This is a genomic window from Nostoc sp. DedQUE12b (assembly GCF_034530835.1).
GTDB lineage: Bacteria > Cyanobacteriota > Cyanobacteriia > Cyanobacteriales > Nostocaceae > Nostoc.
This window is the reverse complement of sequence record NZ_JAVRCI010000023.1, coordinates 32,664-53,236: the sequence shown is the minus strand read 5'-3', so window position 1 is coordinate 53,236 and position 20,573 is coordinate 32,664. Positions and strand designations below refer to the sequence as shown.

Genomic DNA, 20,573 nt, shown 5'->3' with positions numbered 1-20,573 from the left:
TCAACTATAGACAGCCATAAAGCAGACAAATTATCAGTAACTATGCTGAGAAACCTTGCTTAGTCTATAACTAGAGCTAATTTAGCCCAGTCTTAACGTTAGGTTAAATCTCGCACTTTAGCGTTGCTGATGGCATACGGCAAAGTCATAGTGAATTATCTATCTAACTAATTAAATTGTGATATATATCACTACTAAGTTAGTATTTGGATCACTCTTTATACTGAGGCTGATCTGGGATGATTAGTGTCATATTACAGTTGGGTTATTACTTATGAGAACTCAGTACGCTATTCGTAAATTGGTAGAAAAAGCTCTTGACATTAAAAAACTAACTCCTGAGATAGAGAATGAAATCAACTCAGAACTAACAGAACTGGGTTACATTTCTGATGTTGATTATGAAGCCCTAGAATTATTAATGGCAGAGATGGATGCTGGACGAATCCAGTTAGTTCCTAGCCTGGGATTTTAGATGCTCTCTACGTTCGCGCAGCCTGTGGTAGACAAAAGTTGTGTGTAGCTTGCTTCTCAAGGATACGAGGACGCCCTAACGTATTCGTAATTAAATTTAGCAGGGGGATACAAAGGCGATATGATTGCTAGTCTTTTTCTATGAGGTTGATTATTTAAATAGTTAAGGTAGCGTAAACTGTGCTAATGAACATCTACATTGTACATTCGTAGTCAATTTTCATACAGTTCGCTAAATGTTTAAAAAAATTCCTCCCAATCTGTTTGCTGAATTTGTCCACAAGCGGAATGAACTCGTTGCTAAGGGAGTTGATATGATCAATATAGATACTGGCGAGCCAGATAAACTGACTTCTAGTCATATCCTTCAGGTGATGCATGAGGCGATTGACGACGCTGCTAACCACAATTATCCAATTTACGAAGGTACGAAAAAATTTCTGGTGCGAAGGATGTAGCAATCGAATTTCACAGTCTTCAACGCATGAAAAATGTTGGTATTCGCTACAGTTGAGGAAGAGACTGGGAATTAGGGATACAACTCTTGGAGAGGCTGCGCCAACAACCAACGGTAGTTGAATCCCGACTTAGCTCGATTTTTGCGCAGCGATGCACTGAGCGCAGTCGTTGTGTCGAAACTCAGTGCATCGCTGGGAGATGGGAAGACAAGAGGGACAAGGAAGACAAGGAAGAATTATTCAAGAAGTCTCTATGTTGCCTAATCCCCAATCTCCAACCCCTCTTGATATGCTTGCCAAAGTTGGTGAATAAACTGATTCAGTTGCTGCTTTGCGACTGAATCAGCTTCAGTTTTTGGTTCTTTCGCTAAAAGTTGGCTTAAGAAGGTAATTACTTCTGTGTCTAATGCTGGGCGAAATAAATTGGCAGGCCAAAGTAAGTCAGATGCATCTCGCAAATCGGTAATTAGGGGTGATTCTTCTATGAAAGTAACCATTAATAAAGGACGCACCCAGCACAACTGGCGGGAAACTACAAATTGAATGACTTCTGCATACAGGTTCCTGTCGCCATACTCTAGAGACACAATTTGTCCCGGTTGAAGAAAATCTAGGCTCATGTCCATCTTGGGCAGGGGCAAGGATTATTTTGCTTGCAACTTCTTTAATCTTAAAAGTGAAAATGCGCTACGTTTAAGAAAAGCTTCTGTAAGATTAGGGTAGCACTCTTACGGCAGCCATGTCTTAGACGTGTGCCTTATCAAGTGGCTACGCAAAACTAATACAATCAATCCCTGTCAGCAAAGGGTTTTCCTAGCATAGTATCTGAGCAGAAATACTATAGAATAGGTAAATAACTGTTGAGCGATCGCAAAACAGAGACTTTGTTGTAGTGAATTAACGAGAAAAGAGCAGAGAGCCGTGTCAGTTGAAACTATTCAAAAGCCTTCCACAACCCGCAAGCTCGCGCCTCGGTATCGCGTTTTGCTCCATAACGACGACTACAACTCTATGGAGCATGTTGTACAGTCACTAATCGCCACTGTACCAAGCCTTACCCAACCCCAAGCTGTGAGCATCATGATGGAAGCCCATACTAACGGGCTAGCTTTAGTCATTACTTGTGCCTTGGAACACGCTGAGTTTTATTGCGAAACATTGATAAGTCATGGTTTAAGTAGCACGATTGAACCTGATGAATAGTCATTGGTTATTGGTCATTGGTCATTAGTCGAAATTTAGAGTATTGGCTGCTGATTAGTGACTTATTTAGTATGAAAAAAAACCTTGTCCGTTTAGCTGAACGCCCTGCCCCTATTAGGCTGGGTGCTTTTATTTTGACTTTACTGTTGCTATGGTTGCCATTGGCTACACCGATATACTTACTAGTTCATGATTCAAACTTAGAAAGTATATTGACATTGGTATTGTTATATGCAGTATTTATTTTTATCCTGAGACTATGGGGTAAATATGTCTACCAACAGCCCCAAATTCTGCGGCATTATGGTTTAGAATTCACGCGGCAAAACGGTGTGGATTTGCTGCGTGGCTTGGCTCTGGGGATAATTAATATTCTGATACTTTTTGGCGTAGAAAGTTTGTTGGGTTGGTTGGTGTGGCAACAACCGAAAGTTTTTTTGCTGAAAGTTGTTTTTGAGGGTTTACTTGTTGGCTTAGGTGTTGGATTTGCTGAGGAGTTGTTATTCCGAGGCTGGTTGCTAGATGAATTACAACGAGATTACAGTCTGCGTGTGGCAATGTGGACAGATGCAATTGCCTTTGCTACATTGCACTTTATTAAACCTTTGGAGGCAATTATTCATACACTGCCGCAATTTCCAGCTTTAGTACTGCTGGGATTAACGCAAGTATGGGGAAAGCGTTGGCGTAGGGGACGCTTGGGTTTTCCAATTGGTTTACATGGTGGTTTAGTTTGGGGTTACTACATTATTAATGTTGGTAAATTAGTGAAATATTCTGGTCAGGTTCCTGATTGGGTAACTGGTGTGAATAATAATCCCCTACAAGGAGTGATGGGGGTGTTGTTAATGAGTGTACTAGCTTTGTGGATACGAGGGCGAACTGAGCGATCGCGTCATATATGAAAATAAAAATATTGATTGTATCAGCTTTATTACTCACTTTTATTTCTGGTTGTACAGATTGTGAGGCTAAAAAAACTTCAAATCCCGTTCATGTGAAGCAGTTGCTAACAACTAAAAAATGCCCCAAGTGTGATTTAGGTGGTGCTGATTTAACAAATGCTGATTTAGCTGGAGTAGATTTAAGAGAAGCTGAACTGACTAATGCTAAATTAAACGGTGCAAATTTACAAGGATCTGATCTACGCCAAGCAGAGATGCGATGGACTGATAAATCTGAAGACGATCATGGAGAATCTGGATTCTCAGAAATCGGTGATATTGATTTTAGTTGTAATGTAGACTATAAAGTTTCGTTAGAAAAAGTTAACTTAGAATCAGTTAACTTTTCTGATACTAATCTTTCTGGCTTATTTATTTCTGATAGTAATCTCCGTGCTGCGAATTTAAGTGGTGCTAACTTAAAAGGTACGTATTTTACGAAAGTAGATTTATCACAAGCAAATCTAAATCACGCTAATTTAGCTTATACTACCTTCCGTGATGGCAATTTTCAATCGGCAAACTTACAAAATACTGATTTAAGCCACAGCAAATTTACCGTCGATCTAGGGTTAACAGATGTAGATATGAGTGGTGCTATATTAAAGTTTGCAAAATTGGATGGAAATGATTTAAGAGGTGCAAACCTCCGTGATGTTGACTTTACTCAAAGTAGCGTAAATAGAACAGACTTTCGTCATGCTAAAAATCTGACAACCGAGCAAATTAAATTAGCACAAAATTGGGAAGAAGCGGTATATGACGAAGAATTTCGCGCCAAATTAGGACTACCTGCTTGCAAAACTAGTTTTGGAGAGTATTTAGGGCGACCTTTTATCTTTAGTAAAATTAAGAAAGGATGTTTTCAAAGATAATCAGCTAAATTTGGGGATTTTTGTGAGGAAATGGCCAAAAATATACCAGATTACACATGATATGAAAGTGCTTATCTAAACCGTATTAAAATGTATTTGACATTTAAACAAATATAGCTGTGATGTTTTTCATAAAAATTGCCAAGGAGAAAAAACAATGATACAGCCAGTCATTTTAGAAAAATTAGAAGAACTCCCTGAGTCTCTTCAGATAGAAGTGCTTCATTACATTGAGTTTTTGATAGAGAAGCACGCTAAAAACTCTACCGAAGAAAAGCAGAAAAACAAGCGTCGCATTGCTGGAACAATGAAAGGAATGTTTGTTCTACCATTGCCTAATGACTTTGATGAGCCGCTTCAAGATATGAAAGAATATATGGAATGAATAGATTACTATTGGATACTCATGCTTTTATCTGGTTTGTCTCGAATGATGCCACCCTGCCAGTGTTAACTAGAGAAAAAATTGAATCCGCTGAGGCTGTTTTCTTTAGTATTGCAGGTTTTTGGGAAATGGCGATTAAACTCAATATTGGAAAACTATCCCTACAGGGTGCTTTTGAAGAGATTGAACCTAAACTAATTGCTGCGGGTATAACGATTCTCCCTATTACCTTTACCGATACTGTTCAATTCCGTTATTTACCACTGCATCATCGAGATCCGTTTGATCGTATTCTGGTGGCACAGGCGATAGATCATTCCCTTGTTTTGATTAGTCGTGATTTGGCTTTTGATGCCTATAATATTCAGCGGGTTTGGTGATGAAAAAGTGGCTACGGCACGCAGCATCAAATATCCTCCCGTGGAAAGCTAGCCCATTCTTCAGTACGGGCTATATCGATTTCATCTGTGGAAGGTGCATTTCCTAAATCAACACATAGCCCCTACAAAGATTGGCGGGGAAAGGTAGAGAGCTTATCTGTTAACTCGCGTTCTATATCAGGAACAATTTGCTGGATCAAGCGTACCTTGTCCACAGTTGAAAGCTGCTTTGCCAGTTTGATAACTTCTTGTAGACTCACAAATTTTCACCTGCTTAAACTGCAAACACTAATAGTAAAACCTTAAGTAATTATCACTTTAAGAGTAATTGAGGAGAACTCAATGGTGAGACTAATTCTTTCAACAGTAATAATTGCAGCACTAATAGGAACAGTATTTATAGCCATTGCTACAGTACGTTTGAGGTCTATTAAATATGGATTATTAACATTCTTGTGGTCATTTACTGTTAGTGTATTTGGTTCTGGTGCTGGTTTTTTAATCGCATGGTTGTGGTATAAATGGACGATAAGAACAGATCCAAGTTTCTTAAATCCCAATCTAAGTGGTCTAAGTCAGGGAGTGATGGCAGGATATTTAATTTTTGTTTGGCTCTTTTGTGTTCAGACTGGAACAATTCTGGGTGCCATTTGGGGTGGAGTCTCTGGGTTAAGATATTATCGGTTGCGTGGAAACGGTACCTGAATCTTAAAATATTTTATAGCTTTGTTCCATGAAGGAGAAAAAACTACACCTTTTTGCAATCCTCATAAACTCGTCTCAACCACAGTACCCACCACACACGCTTTATTCAAATTAACGCCGCTCAAATTTGCACCTTCTAACTCTGCACAAAGCAAATTCGCTCCTGTCAAATTAGCCCCCGCCAAATTTGCCCCCCGCAAATCAGCTTCTTCCAAGTTTGCTTCACTCAACAACGCCCCTTGCAAATCGGCGCGACTCAAGTCTGCACCTTTGAGATTTGCCCCTGTCAAATTTGCACCGCGCAAGTCAGCACCGCGTAAGTCTACGCCTTGCAAGTTGACATTCATCAAATTTGCACCACTTAAAAAAGCACCCACCAATGACACATCACTGAGTCTTGCTCCCATCAAGTTAGCGCCGCGCAAATTACTACCCCGCAAGTCAGCGCCCGTTAAATCTGCTTGCATCAGGTTGGCTCCCATCAAATTCGCCCGTAAGTCAGTTTCTTGGAGGTTGGCCCCCATCAAATTTGCCCCCTCCAAATGCCCTCCTTCGAGTTTGGAAGCAGCAAAATTAGTTCCGACAAGGGTAGCGCCAGCAAAATTAATCCGGCTTAAATCCAGTCGGGAGAGTTCCTCGTCTTCTAAATTTGCCCCTGGAAGTTGTTTGAGTTTTCCTAATTTAATGGCTTCAATATTCATGTAAAGTAACTACCAATCTCTTCACTGATCTTGCTGTGGCTATCCCATTGGGAATCAAGTATCCAGATGCCGGCGCTGAATTTGGGTGTCATCAAGGGTAAGTCAAGTCCCTGTTGTAAACCCATTACTAATAAAGCTAGGGTATCTACAAGTTTAGGGTCAAAGCGGGTAGATTGTTGCTGTCTGCACTCATCTAAAGCTTGAGTAAATATCTGTTCCCGGCTTTGATTTGACGATTTTCGCTGATTGAGTCGCCACTGAAAATCTGCCAATAATGCCAAAATTCTCGACTCTAGAGGTATTTCATCTCCAGCTAAACCTGCTGGTTCCCCTGTGCCATTCCACCACTCGCTTTGGTGAGTGATAATTTGGGCAACTGCTCGTAATCTTGGCATAGTTCGCAATACTTGCGCCCCTGGTACTAAGGGACAAGTTAATGGAGAACTGGGAACATCTTCTTGGTAGCGTGTGGATATACCGCCTGTGAGAACGCTTTCGGCTTTTTGTAATGGATCTATGCGATGTAATAAAGCCGCTAACCGCAACCTCTTAATCTGCCATGCGGGAAGATCTAAAAGCTGGGCGATCGCTTCAGCAAGAACTACTATTTCCGCAGCTGCCATTGGATTGTTGACATCTGCCATATCCATCAGTTGCGCCATTCGCAAAAAGGCTTGGATTTCGTTAGAAACCAAGTTGCGATCCAGGGTTTGTTTCTGAAGGGCTGTGGGGATAGATAAATTTTCTTGCCCAGTCTGGAGGTAATCTACTACACGGGAGACAACTGCACCTAAATTTTGGGATCTGTCCATTGACGGTACAATTTGCTGTTTATCGCCTGTGAGTTTTTGGGCTAGTTCTGGATTGTATTTTTTGATGTGAGCGATCGCTATTTCTGCTGTCTCTTGTACTAACTCTGGCTCAAATGTCCACAAGCCATAGAATTTGCGCTCTAAGTCTGATGTCGGTACTCCAGCGCTACCATAATCAGCCTCAGATAATTCTTGACAAATTACCATTGCTGTGTATTTAGACGATAAAATAATTAAGTGCCACTCCTGCGCCACTGGATCGCCTGAATCTAATCCTACTAAGTCTACATTGGGTAGCTGGCTGGTAGGATGTTCAGCAAAGCCAGATTCAGCAGCAGCCATGATGGCAATTTGGCAACTACATTGGGCGATGTCTGCATATCGATCAGCTTCTTGTAGATACCATTTACCTTGTTGAAAAGCTGTGATGACTAAGGGTGTACCGTCATCGGTTAAGATATGGTCTTCTAGAGCGTGGCACAGGGCAACTAAGGTATTTTTGTAGTAAACACCAAATCGAATTGGCCTGGTGGTGTGACGATGGGCTGTTTCTAGTTTTTGTAGGATTGAACCTTCTAACATGGGATTTGGTAAAAATAACCGCAGAGGCACTGAGGAAGATAGAGGGAGAAATTCAAAATTATGAATTTCTTCACATTTTAGTGTTTTCTAGGATACACCCGCTAACTGTTTTTCTTTCGTCTCTAATGGTGCTGTCAGTGCTGCTTCTAAGTCAGCACAACCCAGCTTTTCTTCTAAGATTTTCATGACTTCGCGCCCGAAGTCGTTGGGATTTTGTTGCCAAGCTTGCAAGCAGACTTCGCCGAAGAATGAACCAAGGGGTTCGGGATTCCAAAGAAGTTTTTTGGCTGTCCACGGCATCAAACTCATTGGATTGTACCCTGGCTTGAGAATGCCTTCTTTGAAAGCATATTCTTCCAAATGGGTATGGGGTTGTAGTCCAATAAAGAAGATAGCAGGTTCGACTTTATCAGCACCAAAAATCCGTTCTAGTTCGCGGTGGTAAGCGATGGTTTGGCGGATGGTTTCGGGACGTTCGTCAATGACGTTAAAAGAGTAGTTCACAGAAACTAAGTCGTTGAAACCAGCGGCTTTTAAGTCACGGCAGTTTTGCAAGACGGTTCGCAAGTTATACCCCATCCGCATTTTCCGCACAAGTTCTTGAGAACCACTGGTAATCCCGATTTCAAAGTAGTTCATCCCCGTTTTCGCCATCAACTCACACAATTCGGGTGTCAAATTGTCGGCTCTAATATATGCTGCCCAGTGGATATCTGTCATACCAGAATCGACGATTTTTTGCAATAGTTCTACAGCATCGGCGATAAATTTTTTCGCAGGGATGAATTGGGCATCGGTAAACCAGAAGTTGCGAATGCCGCGCTCGTATAATTGGCGCATCTCCGTAACTACTTCATCTGCTGGGTTGATACGTACTTGTTTGCCTTCGACAACCGTATAGACACAATAACAACAGTTGTGAGGACAACCACGCTTCGTTTGTACACCTATATAAAAGTCTTGCTCTTGCAGGTAAAAGTTAAATTCCGGCCAGATGCTTTCTATATAATCGTAGTTACAAGCTGTTTTTTCTATTGGGGTGGGTTGTTCGTGAATTAGTCGTTGACGTGGTTGAGTTTCTCCGGCAACGTAACAGCGTTCATCGCGAAAATCCTTGCCACTTAAAAGTTTTTCCAGCAGGGTTTCGCCTTCACCTACAGAAATAATTGTCCCTTTAGGTAAGCTTTTACCCAATTGTTCGTAAAATACGCTGACTGCACCACCACCGACAACTACACGAGCATCAGAATTATATTTTTGGGCACGGTTTAAACCGCGTTTGATTAAGCCCTGGTTTCGCCACAACTCTACATAATAAGCGATGAAGATTCGCAAACCGCCCAATCCACCACGTAGTTTCAATAGAGGATTTTTGGCGTAGTAAAATTCAAAAGCGTTTTGCAGAGGGTTGCCACCACGCCCACCAACTGGGGCATAAATTTGAATATCCCGCCAAGAAAATACTAGTAGTGTCGGTTTAAATTCATCAATACAGCGATCCAGAGCCGAACTGTAATCTAAAGGTGGCACTGTTCCCAAATCAAAGATGCGCTGTTCAATATTAGGAAACTGCTTGTGGACATGATCGCTTAGGTAGACAACCCCAATAGGAAAGATGGGGTTACAAGGAAGGCGAACGTAAAGAATTCGATTTTCCATCATCTGTGTTTTAACTTCCATCTTGCCAATCTGTGGAGAAAGCGAGAAAAACATTCAGTTTTAAAGTGTGTGCTTGTTTTATTTGGTTTTATTTATCACAATCGTGCTTGACATTTCAGCCAATTATTGATATATGCTCACTTGCCGTTAACAACTGCGGAAAACGCTAAAATTGCTGTGCATAAAACATACATGGAATGTATAGAGAGCTTTATGAAGATATTTTTTCATATAGCTTTACCATAACATCGAGTTTATTCATTAAGCGATGATCCCAGCTGCTTAATCCTGGGATAGATGAAAGAGCAAAACTTACTTCTTCGCTATGCTAAAAGCTAGGGGATCATCGTTATGTCAATTCCCTAAGAATCTGTTTTAAGAGAATCGAAACTTTTATACCAGAAAAAAATATCAAAAACTTTTGTTTATAGTGTATAATTCCGAAAAAGGTGTGAAAAGTTACAAAATTTTCACAACTGAAAATATATCTTTAGACAGAAATAATCTACAACAACTCAGTTGGTATTCGCAGTTACAGCAACTGGGATCAGTGGGTGCTAGGCTTGGCTAGTGTAATGTAAAATTGTGGCGTAAAGCTCCTCAGCAGTTATGGCTCAAATATTAGATCCTCTACCACCTGAGCAATCGGGAAAAATTCTCTGCTGCTACATTAATGCCACGAGCAAAATACAGGTAGCTCGCATCTCCAATATTCCCAACTGGTATTTTGAAAGGGTTGTTTTCCCTGGACAACGTTTAGTTTTTGAAGCTCCACTAAAAGGTCAAGTGGAGATTCATACAGGGATGATGGCTAGTGCAATTTTATCCGATAAGATTCCGTGCGATCGCCTGATGCTCGAAGAACCCAGTACTAATGAGTTTGATACAAACTCATCAGACGAAAAAGACCCTTTTAATACCAAACTAATGGTGCAGCAAATTAATACAAAAATCGGAGATACTACAAAACCCTTGCAAATCCTTGGTTTAGCCTCGGTTGATTAAAAAAAAACAATTTTATCTAAATTTAAGGGTTGCTAATTTAGCAGCCCTTTTGTTTATTATTTATTGGGTATGGGACATTGGTTATTCTCATTGTCTCCCTCATCTCATCTACAATCATTCTTATGAATCTGCCTTCATTTCTTTGGTTGTGGAAAATAGCCGCCTGGTCTATGGGGTTGTCTCTGTTGGCATATCTGATGTTAGCAGTCACCGGCGTTTGGATGTTTCGGGCGAGAACTTCGCAACAATTTCCTTTTATCACGCCATTTATGGGCGGTAATAAAGGGGTGCGATCGCTCCACTATACAATGGGCATCAGCATGGTAAGTTTAGTCTTACTACTGCTAGCGATCGGTATTGTTGGCACTTTAGGGCACTTTGGCTCTTTAGGTCACTCATCGCACTTAATCGCTGGATTGATAGTGGTAGCACTAGTTTTACTATCTGCTTTCAGTGCCACCCTAATTAGTGTCAGACGACCTTGGGCTAGACCCTTACACATCGGCGTCAATATTATTCTATTTATAGGATTTGCCTGGGTGTCCCTTACTGGTTGGATTGTAGTGCAAAAGTATTTACCGTGAACTACTACACATCAACTACCAGGGACATAGACCTACCCTACAATGAAGAAAAGCATTGTAATTGAGCCGTGACAGCAAACTCAGCCAATATCTCAACTTCTGTTTTTCGTTTGTCTCCTTTGATTCGGATAACGTTGCTGAGTCTATACATAGCACTCACAGTCCCATTACCCTTTTTATCGCAGGTAACAGCTGCACCCGTACCTCCAGAATTATTGTGGATAGGGATTGGCATCGGTTTAGTTGCCTTGTACGCGGTATTAACCGAACAAGTAATGGTAGATGACGAGGGAATTCAGGTTACTTACCCCGCCTGGGTGCCTCGCTTTTTTCGTAAAGGCTGGTCTTTACCTTGGTCACAAGTCAAAGAGTTAAAACCCCGCAGCACTGGTCAAGGAGGGCTAGTTTATTATTTCCTCAGCCAGGATGGGAAAGCTTATTTACTACCGATGCGTGTAGCTGGATTTGCCCGTTTGGTGCAAATTGTCCAAGCAAAGACGAGCATTGATACCACAGATGTTCGCCCTTTAGCACAGCCCTGGATGTACCTGATTTTACTAGTATTCACTCTGCTGCTACTATTAGTCGATGGCTGGGCGATCGCTACAGCCTTAACTACTACACAATTAACTTAGGTTATTTCTCTGCAATCCTCAGTCCCGTTGAATACAGCAAAAGCCATACTCAGGCTAGAGCAAGTTAATCTGTTTACAAAGCTGAAAACCCAACTTCCCGGCAATCAGCAAGGGTATCCCATATTGCGAGATATTGGCTTGGAAGTATTTCAGGGCGATCGCATTGCCATTGTCGGCTCAGTAGGCGCTGGGAAAACTTCGTTATTACGCCTCATCAACCGCCTAGTTGAACCCACGAGTGGTAAGCTCTATCTAGAAAATCAAGAATATCGCCAAATTCCCGTCATCCAGCTACGACAGATGCTTGTACTTGTATTGCAAGAGTCAAAACTGTTAGGGATGACAGTTGGGCAAGCCTTGGCTTATCCTTTAGTTTTGCGTGGTTTGCCCAAACAGACAATTCAGCAACGAGTTAATCATTGGACAGACCAACTGCACATTCCCAATGAATGGTTAGGGCGAACAGAGGTGCAACTTTCTGCGGGACAACGACAACTAGTAGCGATCGCTCGTGCCTTAGTTATCCAGCCTAAAATATTATTATTAGATGAGCCAACCTCTGCCCTCGATACTGGTACGGCTTCTCATCTAATGCAAGTCTTAATCCAGTTGAGTCAAACTCATCAAACCACGATTCTGATGGTAAATCATCAACTGGAACTAGCCCAGATGTTTTGCACTCGGTTATTACACCTACAACAAGGTCATTTATTCGCAAATCAAAGAGCCTCAGAGATAGACTGGATTGAATTACGAAAAAACCTGATTCAAGCAGCATCTCAAGACGATTTTGGATTTTAAATTTTGGATGAGACAGGAATCAGGAATCGTTTTCTTACTCCCCCTCACCCCAATGCCCACTTGCCCTGAGCGTTCGCGTAGCGTCTCGCAGAGAAGGGATGCCCTATTCACACTTGACTACTAGTAAGTGTTGAACGTTGATTATTAAATCTCTCTCTAGCTAACTTTGTTGTTTGTGACTGTGAAATATTCGTATTCAAAATTTCCATGTTAAAACGGTATCCAACATTGCGGATAGTTTGAATCAAATTGGGTTGCCGGGGATCGAGTTCAACCTTTTTCCGCAGCGATAAAACGTGAGTATCAATGGTACGAGGGTTATCGATAGCGTCAGGCCAAGCACGACGCAGCAATTCCGATCTACTTAGAGGTACTCCTCCAGCTTGTGCTAAAACGTACAGTAAACTGAATTCTTGGGGCGTTAAGTCAATAAACTCCCCTTGAAAGCGGACACGACGCTGAACTAAATCGATTTGCAAAGTGCCATAATCCAAATAAGCTGGTGCAGTAGGTGTGCGCTTCCGGCGAATCAGTGCCTCTACCCGTGCCAAAAACTCTTGCATCCCAAAAGGTTTGCTCAAGTAATCATCTGCACCCGCCTTTAAACCTGCGACTATATCAGCTTCACTATTACGGGCAGATAGCATTAAGATTAGAGGCTGCTGCTGACGATGCAACCAACGACAAAACTCAATGCCATCACCATCAGGCAGGTCTGCATCTAAAACTACTAGTGTTGGTTGATGGCTTAAAAATACTTCCCTTGCTTGATAAATACTGGCAGCTTGATGCACGCGGTATTCCAGTTGTTGCAAGTGCCAACCCAACAACGACCTCAGATGGGGATTCCCCTCAATGATTTCTATACAAACCGAACCCACGGTGGCAAGACCCCTTAGCGTCGATGACTTTCAAAGTAACAAGCCCATCTCTAAGGTTTTGTAGCCTTTGTTACTTCAATTGCCATTAACTTTACATTTCCTAATAAAATCAGTGGCAATATATTTAATTTATGCCTTGCCAATAGGGGATGAGAAATATTATTAAATTTTTATTAAATTTCTCGAAAGTATTGTTAGACTTATGAAAAGTTCTTTTAACTTAACATTTTGCTTTTAGATGGGTGTAATGTGGCAAAAAATATGTATAACCCAACCAGCTAACAACAACAGCTTTTCAACCTGATTCAAGCTTATGGTACTTATGGTAAAAGTGGATTTTTTCACAAATACTTAGTACTCCCATCCAGGAATATAACATCAATACAATTGGGCTGTTGATTGTGAAAATCAAAAAAATAACTTAAGCAGCTAACTAGAATTGATGTTTTCTGGAATAGGATTAAAGTAGCTTGTAGCTGCTATAAGGGTAATACCCAAAGTAGATGTGTTGACTTTGAGTTTATGCCAAAGTGAAATTACACTTCACTTTTTAGCGTGAATCATTTACAATTCTCATTCCAAAGAGATTAATACAGCAGTTATGCTCCAAGACACACAAACCATCCGCTATTACCAAAGACTCACCGATGCCTTCATCGAGTTATGGAATCGCGGTTATCGCACGGATGACATGCGGATGTATTTGGATGGATATCTAGCCGCACTGCGACATAGCAACGTCATTGAACCTTTTCTGATTCATCGCCTAGAAGAGGAGGCCAGCCGCTTCTTGTACGATGGATCAAACTTTGCAGTGCCGCAACCACAGCCACAACCCGATTACTACTAACTACCATTTACCTGGTCATTGCTAGTAACCGTTAATTACCGCAGATAATTATAGCATATTATCTGTATTGGTCAACGGATTTCGTGGTGTGAAATTTTGGAGATATTGTATTGATTAAACGCATCCCCTCAGCCCTATATTGGTTTTGCCAATCAGAGTGAGGGGATTGTTGTCTAGCAATAAAATCAAGTCCAACAAAGAGTATTTTTGTCAGAAACCGATTAAAAAAACCTTGAAAGGGGAAAAAAATAGTATCTCTCCTTTCAAGGATATTAAAAACGGCACATTGCCTTGATTGCAAAGGGCAAATTCAGCAACATACCCTTTAGTTTGGGTAAAGAGAGCTTAAGAAGCTAATGCTACTTCTACCTTTTCCTGCAATTCACCTTTCTGGTACAGTTCAATCAAGATATCAGAACCGCCAAGGAATTCACCATTGATATATACTTGGGGAATTGTGGGCCAACTAGAGTATTCTTTGATACCTTGACGAATTTCAGGGTCTGATAGAACATCAACCGTCTCAAAGGGAACTCCCAAGGTATTGAGGATCTGCACAACGTTGTTGGAGAAACCACATTGGGGCATTAACTTGTTTCCCTTCATGAAAACTAAAATCTTGTTTTCTTGTAGCAAGCTATCAATTTTGTCTTTGAGTTCTGGTGTCATGGTATTTATGTTTCCTATGTTGGATTCAACAGTGAGGAGTGAGAAGTAAGGAATCAAAATTCATAACTCCTAACTTCTGACTCTTATTTACGAAGCTGCTGTTGCTTGCCAAGCTTCGGGAGTGTATGTTTTCACCGCCAAGGCATGAATCGCTTCAGTTGACATAGCTTGACCCAACGCACCATAAACTAACTGGTGCTGTTGCACTAGTCCTTTACCTGCAAAGTGCGATGAAACTACTGTCACCTGATAGTGGTCGCCGCCACCAGTCAAGTCTTGCACCTGAACCTGTGCGTCTGGCAGTCCCGCCTTGATCATTTCCTCAACCTGTTGCGGACTAATCATCGCAATTCCTGAAAAAACTTACTTTTCTATTATTAACAGATATAGAGCAAATGCCTGTGCCAACTTCAGGCTTTGGCAAGGCTGTAGATAAAGCCGTCTCTGAGGTGTATTGCTTGAGAACGCTCAGGTCTTGGTTATGGCGGATAGCTCTATCCTAGCACTGGGGCGTTCCCAAGCGACTGGTTAGGGAAATGTGGGTAGGGAAAAACAGGCAACAAAAATTTTATTTTTTGGGGGATGAAGAGGATGAATTACCACCTTCTCTGGGATAGGGAGAATCAACAAAACCCAACTCAAACAACTGTTTATAGGCTTTCTTGCCTAAATCCCGCGTCGGGTTCTGACTCTTAATTATTTGAACTAACAATGGTACAGCTAATTCTGGCTGATTTTGTGCCCGATGTACCAATGCTAGCTGAAAGGTGGCTTCATCTCGCTTTTGGGCTGTTAATAGAGCTTTTTGACGCTGAGAATCAGAAACTCTGTTGTCAATTCCCGAAAAGCTAGAATTTAACTCTTGATAAAAATTAGATAGCTGATTATAAACTTGACGTGCTTCTTGCAGTTTCTTGGCAGCTAAGGTGTAGTTTTGAGCAGAAACGGCTTGTTCTGCATCTTTTACTAAGCGATCGCCACCTGCAATGCTCAAAAGGCTGTTACTTTGGGTTATGGGGCGGAGGTTATTAGGATCGTTGGGGTCAATGGGTTGTGGTTGGCTGGTAGTGCCTGGTGACTGTGATACCTGAGCATTCACAGGTGATAGCAGGCTGAGGACTGCTATAACTGATAAAACAGTACGGTGCATCAAGGTAACAGCGACAGCAGTGTTCATGGGATCAATTAGTGCAACAACTATATAAAAGAGTTAGGGAAACTTCGGGTATCTTAACTCTGTTTTGGTCTTGGACAAAGCAAAGTTACTTCCTAAGTATCTCTGATTTAGACTAAAAATCAGTTTAATAGAGTTCCCATTACCCCTGTATACCAACTAACTTATATCACTGCGATGGCGATACTGAAGCTGGAGTGCGTCACCATCGGTCTGAGTACTTACTTTTATCTCCAATAATTATCTCAGGTTAACTGGGATATTTGGCAGGAGAATTTTTCCAAAGCACTGCTTGAAGTATTTGCGTAGGTGAATCCCACCGTAGGCATCGCACCAAACTAGTTCAGAATAGCGATGTCTTCAGTCAGCGCTTCCCAACTTTTATTTAACTATCTGACCAAATGTGAAAATATTTATCATCCAGCAATTCAGTAGTTTGCAGACAATTAATTTAGCTATTGGCTCAAAAAAATGCCAATTTGGCTGAATATATTATCAATAGAGGGTAATTTATATATACATCCTCAAAGGTTGCAAAATACCACTAATCTTTTTTGACTTACTTAGGATGAATATAGCAGTGCAGTTAGCAATTAGTCTCAAATACTGAATTTTGCAGTTTCTGAATTATGCACGGTCAATGATTATAAGGTTTGACTTTATCAAGAATTAGTAATTTCTGCAAATGCGTGATTAGTAACTTTTGTTTCTTGATGGCTTAATTGTTGTAGTGCCTTTGCTAAATCAGTTGTGATGCTTTTTGCATCTTGTTTTATACAGCCATTCATGTAATCTGCGACTTTTATTGGGGAGCCAATGTCAATACTCACATCTGTACCCCAATTGGGATAAGGTTGGCTGTAGTTAATGCCTACGGGTATAATTTTCACTCCCAGCCCGGAATGGCTAGATTCAGCACTCAAAGCAAGACGAGCAATTCCTGGCTTCAACTGGTGAACTTGGCCATCACGAAAAATGTTACCTTCTGGAAAGATGACCAGGGTTTTGTGCTGCTGAAGTAGCTCTACTCCATGTCGCAGCGTGCGAATTGATGGATGCTTAGAATTTACAGGAAATCCCCCTAAACGTCGAACAAACCAGCCTTGCAAACCTTGGCATTCGTCAATAGTCACCATAAATCGCAAGTCTTGCTTTCTCAGACAAGCGGTAGCGTAGGGTACAAGCAACGCATCCCAACGCGCCCGATGTGTAGGCGCAAGGATCACAGGCCCAGTTGTGGGGATATTTTTTTGTCCGGTTATTCTAATTTGTCCAAAGAATAATGGTAATAGGCAGTGACGCCCTAATAAATATGCCAGGGGACTTAACCAAGGAGAAACCTTTGAGGTAGTGCTATCTACCTGAGGACTTACTGAGGTGTGCTGGCTGGTATCGGATGAAGAGTAAAATTCCATCATGACGGATGCAGCTGATTGACGGGTAAAAATTTAACGAAAGGCGTGATTAGTTACACCGTAGATTCTCTTGTGTGACTTGTGTCGTAGTAGATGGACAGTTTTACCTCTGTCCGTTAGTTTACTTTACGCCGCCTAATAGCAAACCAAGTCTGTAATTGCTGACGACAAGCTGACTCTAGAATGCCTCCGATTACTTGGAGACGGTGATTAGAAGCAGCACTATCGGGGATGTTAATAACTGTACGAATTGCGCCAGTTTTTGTATCGTCTACTCCATATACCAGTAGTCCTAGTCGTGATTGGACGATCGCACCTGCACACATTGGGCAAGGTTCGAGAGTGACATAGAGTGTGCATTCATTAAGATGCCAATTTTGTAAAGTTGTTGCAGCTGTCTTGATAGCTAGAATTTCCGCATGAGCAGTAGGGTCTTTATCGCGCTCTTTTCTGTTTTCTCCTTCTGCTAGCAATTTGCCTGTTGAATCAATGATAACAGCACCTACAGGGATTTCACCTGCATCACCTGCTGTTTTTGCTAATTCTAAGGCATAATTCATCCATTGTTGATGTATAAGATATTCCGTATACATGGTTAACATATTCTTATCAATTCAATATTCCTTGCCCTAAAGGTGGGCAAACTTGTGCCACAGTTTTCTGGCACTTTGTCAAGCTAGTTTTGAAAGTTTAGGGTTTGTAGTAAGGGATTTCCAAGAAATAAACTATACAATCTTGTGGGGTGGGCATCTTGCCCGCCCTTGATTACGGGCGGGCGAGACGCGCACCCCACAATAAATAATTGGATATTTTTTTATTTGGAAGTCCCTAAGCACTTTAGTGCTTAGAATATTAAGGACTAAAGTCCTTACTACAAACTTGCTTACTGAGCAATTTAAAATCAAAAATTGCCCAACATAGCATCACCAAGAAAATTGTTGGGGCTAATTTGATTTCTAAATAGCGGCTTGAGCTAAAAGGGGGTCGAGTTTACTTTGTGTGTCTAACTGATAGAGGTCATCGCAGCCGCCAATGTGCTGGTTATTGATAAAAATTTGTGGTACTGTGCGGCGGCCGTTAGCGCGTTCTGCCATTTTCGCTCTGGCTGCTTCGTCGCCGTCGATTTTGTATTCAGTGAAATTTACACCTTTCCACCACAGCAGCATTTTGGCTCGAATGCAGTAAGGACAAGTTTGCCATGTGTAAAGTTCGACGTTGGCTTTGACTCGCTCTGGATGGCGATTTAAAAGGGGATTGAGAAAGTCCAGCATATTGATCTTAAGCAAGGTTTTAACTATGTCTTTAGCCTAGATCATTGCTTACCGCATCGGCGCTGGAACCCACTTTTGGAAACCCTCTAAATGATTCCAGTAAGCTAAATATCCAGTAAAAGCCCAAATTAGAGCGGCTACTATCAGCACTGCTACGCCAATTAGCCGCCAGGTTCGATTGGTTTTCCAATAAAGAGTTGGTGCTGCAAAAATACCGCCTAATCCAGTTAAAATAAAGCCTATTCCCGATAAAAGCGGTTGCTTTGTCAAATTCAAGTTGATGATACGGATACCGACTACGATCGCAACTGCACCAGCAAAGAAACCATAAATTGCTATTGTCAACAAATCCCAACCTTGAGCAAGTGCGATTGCAGCTGCAATAAACAAGATTCCAAATAGGATACTCGTCTCACCGAAGGCAATGTTAAAGCTACCCATTACTGGCCAGGTGAAGCTCATGTGTAAACCAGTCGTGAGTGCGATCGCACCTGTAATTCCGAATCCTGGAATCCACTGTCTTTGATTAGAACTATCTATACCACGATACACATAGTCAGCTAGTAGAAATAGCCCAGCTACCATATTGATCAACATGAGTGTGATGTAGTCGATAAACACGATTCACCTCTTAATTTGACAAGCTATTTACTCTGCGCCTCGTTTTTCGGTTTTGAGTGAATTCACCAGCTTTTTTCCTTTATTATTTTATACCTAAAGATAAACACTGAAGAAAAGCAATGTTGTATACATAAACTGCTACCCATTTGTGCAAGTTCTTAACTTAGTTACTTTTAAACACGCTTTATACTGGAGTAGTTAAGAGTAAAAAATAAAGATGTGTTAACTGGCACTTTTGTAACCAGTTAGCAGTAAAACTTAACTTTCTTCCACGTGTATCCGCCCTTTGGTAGACTTGAAAACTGAAATGGCCAGATAAAGCGGCGGAAATTCAAGCAGTTGAGAGGGCAGACTCTGTGGAAAATACACTTGGGTTAGAGATTATTGAAGTAGTAGAGCAAGCGGCGATCGCATCCGCAAAGTGGATGGGTAAAGGCGAAAAAAACATCGCTGACCAGGTAGCTGTGGAAGCTATGCGGGAACGGATGAATAAAATCTATATGCGCGGTCGCATTGTGATTGGGGAAGGCGAACGCGACGACGCGCCTATGTTATACATCGGGGAAGAAGTTGGTATTTGTACTCAACCAAATGCCGAAGCTCTCTGTAATCCTGATGAACTAGTTGAAATTGATATCGCCGTTGACCCCTGTGAAGGTACGAACTTGGTAGCTTATGGACAACCTGGTTCGATGGCTGTCTTGGCAATTTCTGAAAAGGGTGGATTATTTGCTGCTCCTGACTTTTACATGAAAAAGTTAGCAGCACCTCCCGCAGCTAAGGGCAAGGTAGACATCAACAAGTCAGCCACAGAAAACCTGAAGATTCTCTCTGAGTGTCTAGAGCGCTCGATTGAAGAACTCGTAGTTGTGGTGATGAAGCGCGAACGCCACAACGATTTAATTAAAGAAATCCGTGAGGCTGGAGCAAGAGTCGCTCTAATTTCAGATGGTGATGTGGGTGCAGCCATTAGCTGTGGCTTTGCTGGAACTAATATCCACGCGCTGATGGGTATCGGTGCGGCTCCTGAAGGTGTAATCTCGGCAGCAGCAATGCGTGCTTTGGGTGGACACTTCCAAGGTCAACTAATCTACGATCCAGCGATAGTTAAAACAGGTCTGATTGGAGAAAGCAGAGAAGCCAACATCGATCGCTTAAAGTCTATGAATATCAATGACCCCGATAAGGTCTATGATGCTCATGAACTAGCATCTGGTCAAACTGTTCTGTTCGCTGCTTGCGGCATTACCAGTGGTAATCTCATGGAAGGTGTACGTTTCTTCAGTGGTGGAGCAAGAACTCAAAGCTTGGTAATTTCCAACCAATCGAATACGGCTCGATTTGTTGATACAATTCACATGTTTGGTAAACCCAAGACTCTCCAACTGAACTAATTTTTAGGGAATGGGGAATGGTAAAAGTAGAGGTGAAGCATTAGGAAATAAATCTTTCTATAAAATGGAAAAATAGTCAACCAAATGCTTCATCG

Annotated in this window: 27 protein-coding genes; 14 read left to right on the top strand and 13 right to left on the bottom strand. The window is 41.6% G+C overall.

Translation table 11 applies throughout. The features are described 5' to 3' along the window. Positions 1-274 precede the first annotated feature (274 nt). Entirely contained in the window at positions 275-475 is a 201-nt protein-coding gene (locus RMY16_RS14170) for a hypothetical protein (RefSeq protein ID WP_094349495.1), read from the top strand. Between the two features lie 313 nt (positions 476-788). Beyond that, complete coding sequence (locus RMY16_RS14165) at positions 789-932, top strand: hypothetical protein (protein WP_322663539.1); 144 nt, start codon at positions 789-791, stop codon at positions 930-932. Positions 933-1,192: 260 nt separating this feature from the next. Here the strand turns inward: RMY16_RS14165 and RMY16_RS14160 are convergent, their stop codons facing one another. Beyond that, complete coding sequence (locus RMY16_RS14160) at positions 1,193-1,558, bottom strand: hypothetical protein (RefSeq protein WP_322663634.1); 366 nt, start codon at positions 1,556-1,558, stop codon at positions 1,193-1,195. Between the two features lie 295 nt (positions 1,559-1,853). Between RMY16_RS14160 and clpS the strand changes: the two genes are divergently transcribed. The 5 genes from clpS (at position 1,854) to RMY16_RS14135 (ending at position 4,719) form a co-directional block, all read left to right on the top strand. After that, positions 1,854-2,135 (top strand): ATP-dependent Clp protease adapter ClpS, encoded by a 282-nt coding sequence (gene clpS / locus RMY16_RS14155; RefSeq protein ID WP_012410249.1) that lies wholly within the window; start codon positions 1,854-1,856, stop codon positions 2,133-2,135. Between the two features lie 71 nt (positions 2,136-2,206). After that, positions 2,207-3,040: a type II CAAX endopeptidase family protein gene (locus RMY16_RS14150; RefSeq protein WP_322736884.1), complete on the top strand. Its 834-nt coding sequence runs from the start codon at positions 2,207-2,209 to the stop codon at positions 3,038-3,040. Then, on the top strand, positions 3,037-3,954 hold the full coding sequence (locus RMY16_RS14145) for a pentapeptide repeat-containing protein (RefSeq protein ID WP_322736883.1): 918 nt from the start codon (positions 3,037-3,039) through the stop codon (positions 3,952-3,954). Before RMY16_RS14150 ends, RMY16_RS14145 begins: the two co-directional genes overlap by 4 nt. A gap of 157 nt (positions 3,955-4,111) precedes the next feature. Further along, positions 4,112-4,339 (top strand): DUF2281 domain-containing protein, encoded by a 228-nt coding sequence (locus RMY16_RS14140; protein ID WP_322736882.1) that lies wholly within the window; start codon positions 4,112-4,114, stop codon positions 4,337-4,339. Beyond that, positions 4,336-4,719, top strand: coding sequence for a type II toxin-antitoxin system VapC family toxin (locus tag RMY16_RS14135; protein WP_322736881.1), 384 nt, complete (start codon positions 4,336-4,338; stop codon positions 4,717-4,719). The genes RMY16_RS14140 and RMY16_RS14135 overlap by 4 nt, the downstream gene beginning before the upstream one ends. 122 nt (positions 4,720-4,841) lie before the next feature. Here RMY16_RS14135 and RMY16_RS14130 read toward each other — a convergent pair whose 3' ends face one another. After that, positions 4,842-4,979, bottom strand: a complete 138-nt coding sequence (locus RMY16_RS14130; RefSeq protein WP_322736880.1) for a hypothetical protein — start codon at positions 4,977-4,979, stop codon at positions 4,842-4,844. Between the two features lie 82 nt (positions 4,980-5,061). Between RMY16_RS14130 and RMY16_RS14125 the strand changes: the two genes are divergently transcribed. After that, on the top strand, positions 5,062-5,424 hold the full coding sequence (locus tag RMY16_RS14125) for a hypothetical protein (protein WP_322736879.1): 363 nt from the start codon (positions 5,062-5,064) through the stop codon (positions 5,422-5,424). 62 nt (positions 5,425-5,486) lie between these two features. Here the strand turns inward: RMY16_RS14125 and RMY16_RS14120 are convergent, their stop codons facing one another. The 3 genes from RMY16_RS14120 to RMY16_RS14110 all read right to left on the bottom strand — a co-directional run bounded on the left by RMY16_RS14120 (position 5,487) and on the right by RMY16_RS14110 (position 9,199). Then, the gene (locus RMY16_RS14120; RefSeq protein ID WP_322736878.1) at positions 5,487-6,125 is read right to left on the bottom strand and encodes a pentapeptide repeat-containing protein; all 639 of its coding nucleotides are present in this window, start codon (positions 6,123-6,125) and stop codon (positions 5,487-5,489) included. After that, positions 6,122-7,519, bottom strand: coding sequence for a DICT sensory domain-containing protein (locus RMY16_RS14115; protein WP_322736877.1), 1,398 nt, complete (start codon positions 7,517-7,519; stop codon positions 6,122-6,124). Before RMY16_RS14115 ends, RMY16_RS14120 begins: the two co-directional genes overlap by 4 nt. An 87-nt stretch (positions 7,520-7,606) precedes the next feature. Then, the gene (locus tag RMY16_RS14110; protein WP_322736876.1) at positions 7,607-9,199 is read right to left on the bottom strand and encodes a photosystem II high light acclimation radical SAM protein; all 1,593 of its coding nucleotides are present in this window, start codon (positions 9,197-9,199) and stop codon (positions 7,607-7,609) included. A 588-nt stretch (positions 9,200-9,787) separates the two neighbouring features. Here RMY16_RS14110 and RMY16_RS14105 point away from each other — a divergent pair. The 4 genes from RMY16_RS14105 to RMY16_RS14090 all read left to right on the top strand — a co-directional run bounded on the left by RMY16_RS14105 (position 9,788) and on the right by RMY16_RS14090 (position 12,203). After that, entirely contained in the window at positions 9,788-10,183 is a 396-nt protein-coding gene (locus RMY16_RS14105) for a DUF1830 domain-containing protein (protein WP_322736875.1), read from the top strand. A gap of 122 nt (positions 10,184-10,305) precedes the next feature. Then, positions 10,306-10,767, top strand: coding sequence for a DUF4079 domain-containing protein (locus tag RMY16_RS14100; RefSeq protein ID WP_322736874.1), 462 nt, complete (start codon positions 10,306-10,308; stop codon positions 10,765-10,767). 68 nt (positions 10,768-10,835) lie between these two features. Next, positions 10,836-11,402, top strand: coding sequence for a hypothetical protein (locus tag RMY16_RS14095; RefSeq protein ID WP_322736873.1), 567 nt, complete (start codon positions 10,836-10,838; stop codon positions 11,400-11,402). Between the two features lie 27 nt (positions 11,403-11,429). After that, positions 11,430-12,203, top strand: a complete 774-nt coding sequence (locus tag RMY16_RS14090; RefSeq protein ID WP_322736872.1) for an ABC transporter ATP-binding protein — start codon at positions 11,430-11,432, stop codon at positions 12,201-12,203. A gap of 107 nt (positions 12,204-12,310) precedes the next feature. On the opposite strand, the gene RMY16_RS14085 is transcribed toward RMY16_RS14090, so the two are convergent. Then, on the bottom strand, positions 12,311-13,084 hold the full coding sequence (locus RMY16_RS14085) for a response regulator transcription factor (protein ID WP_094349507.1): 774 nt from the start codon (positions 13,082-13,084) through the stop codon (positions 12,311-12,313). 601 nt (positions 13,085-13,685) lie between these two features. Here RMY16_RS14085 and RMY16_RS14080 point away from each other — a divergent pair. Then, positions 13,686-13,934, top strand: coding sequence for a DUF6761 family protein (locus tag RMY16_RS14080; RefSeq protein WP_099102685.1), 249 nt, complete (start codon positions 13,686-13,688; stop codon positions 13,932-13,934). A 345-nt stretch (positions 13,935-14,279) separates the two neighbouring features. Here the strand turns inward: RMY16_RS14080 and grxD are convergent, their stop codons facing one another. The 7 genes from grxD to RMY16_RS14045 all read right to left on the bottom strand — a co-directional run bounded on the left by grxD (position 14,280) and on the right by RMY16_RS14045 (position 19,084). Beyond that, positions 14,280-14,603, bottom strand: coding sequence for a Grx4 family monothiol glutaredoxin (grxD, locus tag RMY16_RS14075; RefSeq protein WP_094349509.1), 324 nt, complete (start codon positions 14,601-14,603; stop codon positions 14,280-14,282). 87 nt (positions 14,604-14,690) lie between these two features. After that, positions 14,691-14,948 carry a BolA family protein gene (locus tag RMY16_RS14070; RefSeq protein ID WP_094349510.1) on the bottom strand — a complete coding sequence of 86 codons (258 nt, stop codon included), beginning with the start codon at positions 14,946-14,948 and terminating at the stop codon, positions 14,691-14,693. A gap of 223 nt (positions 14,949-15,171) precedes the next feature. After that, positions 15,172-15,780 carry a hypothetical protein gene (locus tag RMY16_RS14065; RefSeq protein ID WP_194042006.1) on the bottom strand — a complete coding sequence of 203 codons (609 nt, stop codon included), beginning with the start codon at positions 15,778-15,780 and terminating at the stop codon, positions 15,172-15,174. A 659-nt stretch (positions 15,781-16,439) separates the two neighbouring features. Then, on the bottom strand, positions 16,440-17,195 hold the full coding sequence (locus RMY16_RS14060) for a 1-acyl-sn-glycerol-3-phosphate acyltransferase (RefSeq protein WP_322663514.1): 756 nt from the start codon (positions 17,193-17,195) through the stop codon (positions 16,440-16,442). Positions 17,196-17,308: 113 nt separating this feature from the next. After that, positions 17,309-17,794, bottom strand: a complete 486-nt coding sequence (tadA, locus tag RMY16_RS14055) for a tRNA adenosine(34) deaminase TadA (protein ID WP_322663512.1) — start codon at positions 17,792-17,794, stop codon at positions 17,309-17,311. A 354-nt stretch (positions 17,795-18,148) separates the two neighbouring features. Next, the gene (gene grxC / locus RMY16_RS14050; RefSeq protein ID WP_322663510.1) at positions 18,149-18,463 is read right to left on the bottom strand and encodes a glutaredoxin 3; all 315 of its coding nucleotides are present in this window, start codon (positions 18,461-18,463) and stop codon (positions 18,149-18,151) included. 48 nt (positions 18,464-18,511) lie between these two features. After that, positions 18,512-19,084 carry a DUF981 domain-containing protein gene (locus tag RMY16_RS14045; RefSeq protein WP_322736871.1) on the bottom strand — a complete coding sequence of 191 codons (573 nt, stop codon included), beginning with the start codon at positions 19,082-19,084 and terminating at the stop codon, positions 18,512-18,514. Positions 19,085-19,440: 356 nt separating this feature from the next. Here RMY16_RS14045 and glpX point away from each other — a divergent pair, with 356 nt between their 5' ends. Beyond that, on the top strand, positions 19,441-20,478 hold the full coding sequence (glpX, locus tag RMY16_RS14040) for a class II fructose-bisphosphatase (RefSeq protein ID WP_322663506.1): 1,038 nt from the start codon (positions 19,441-19,443) through the stop codon (positions 20,476-20,478). Positions 20,479-20,573 lie beyond the last annotated feature (95 nt).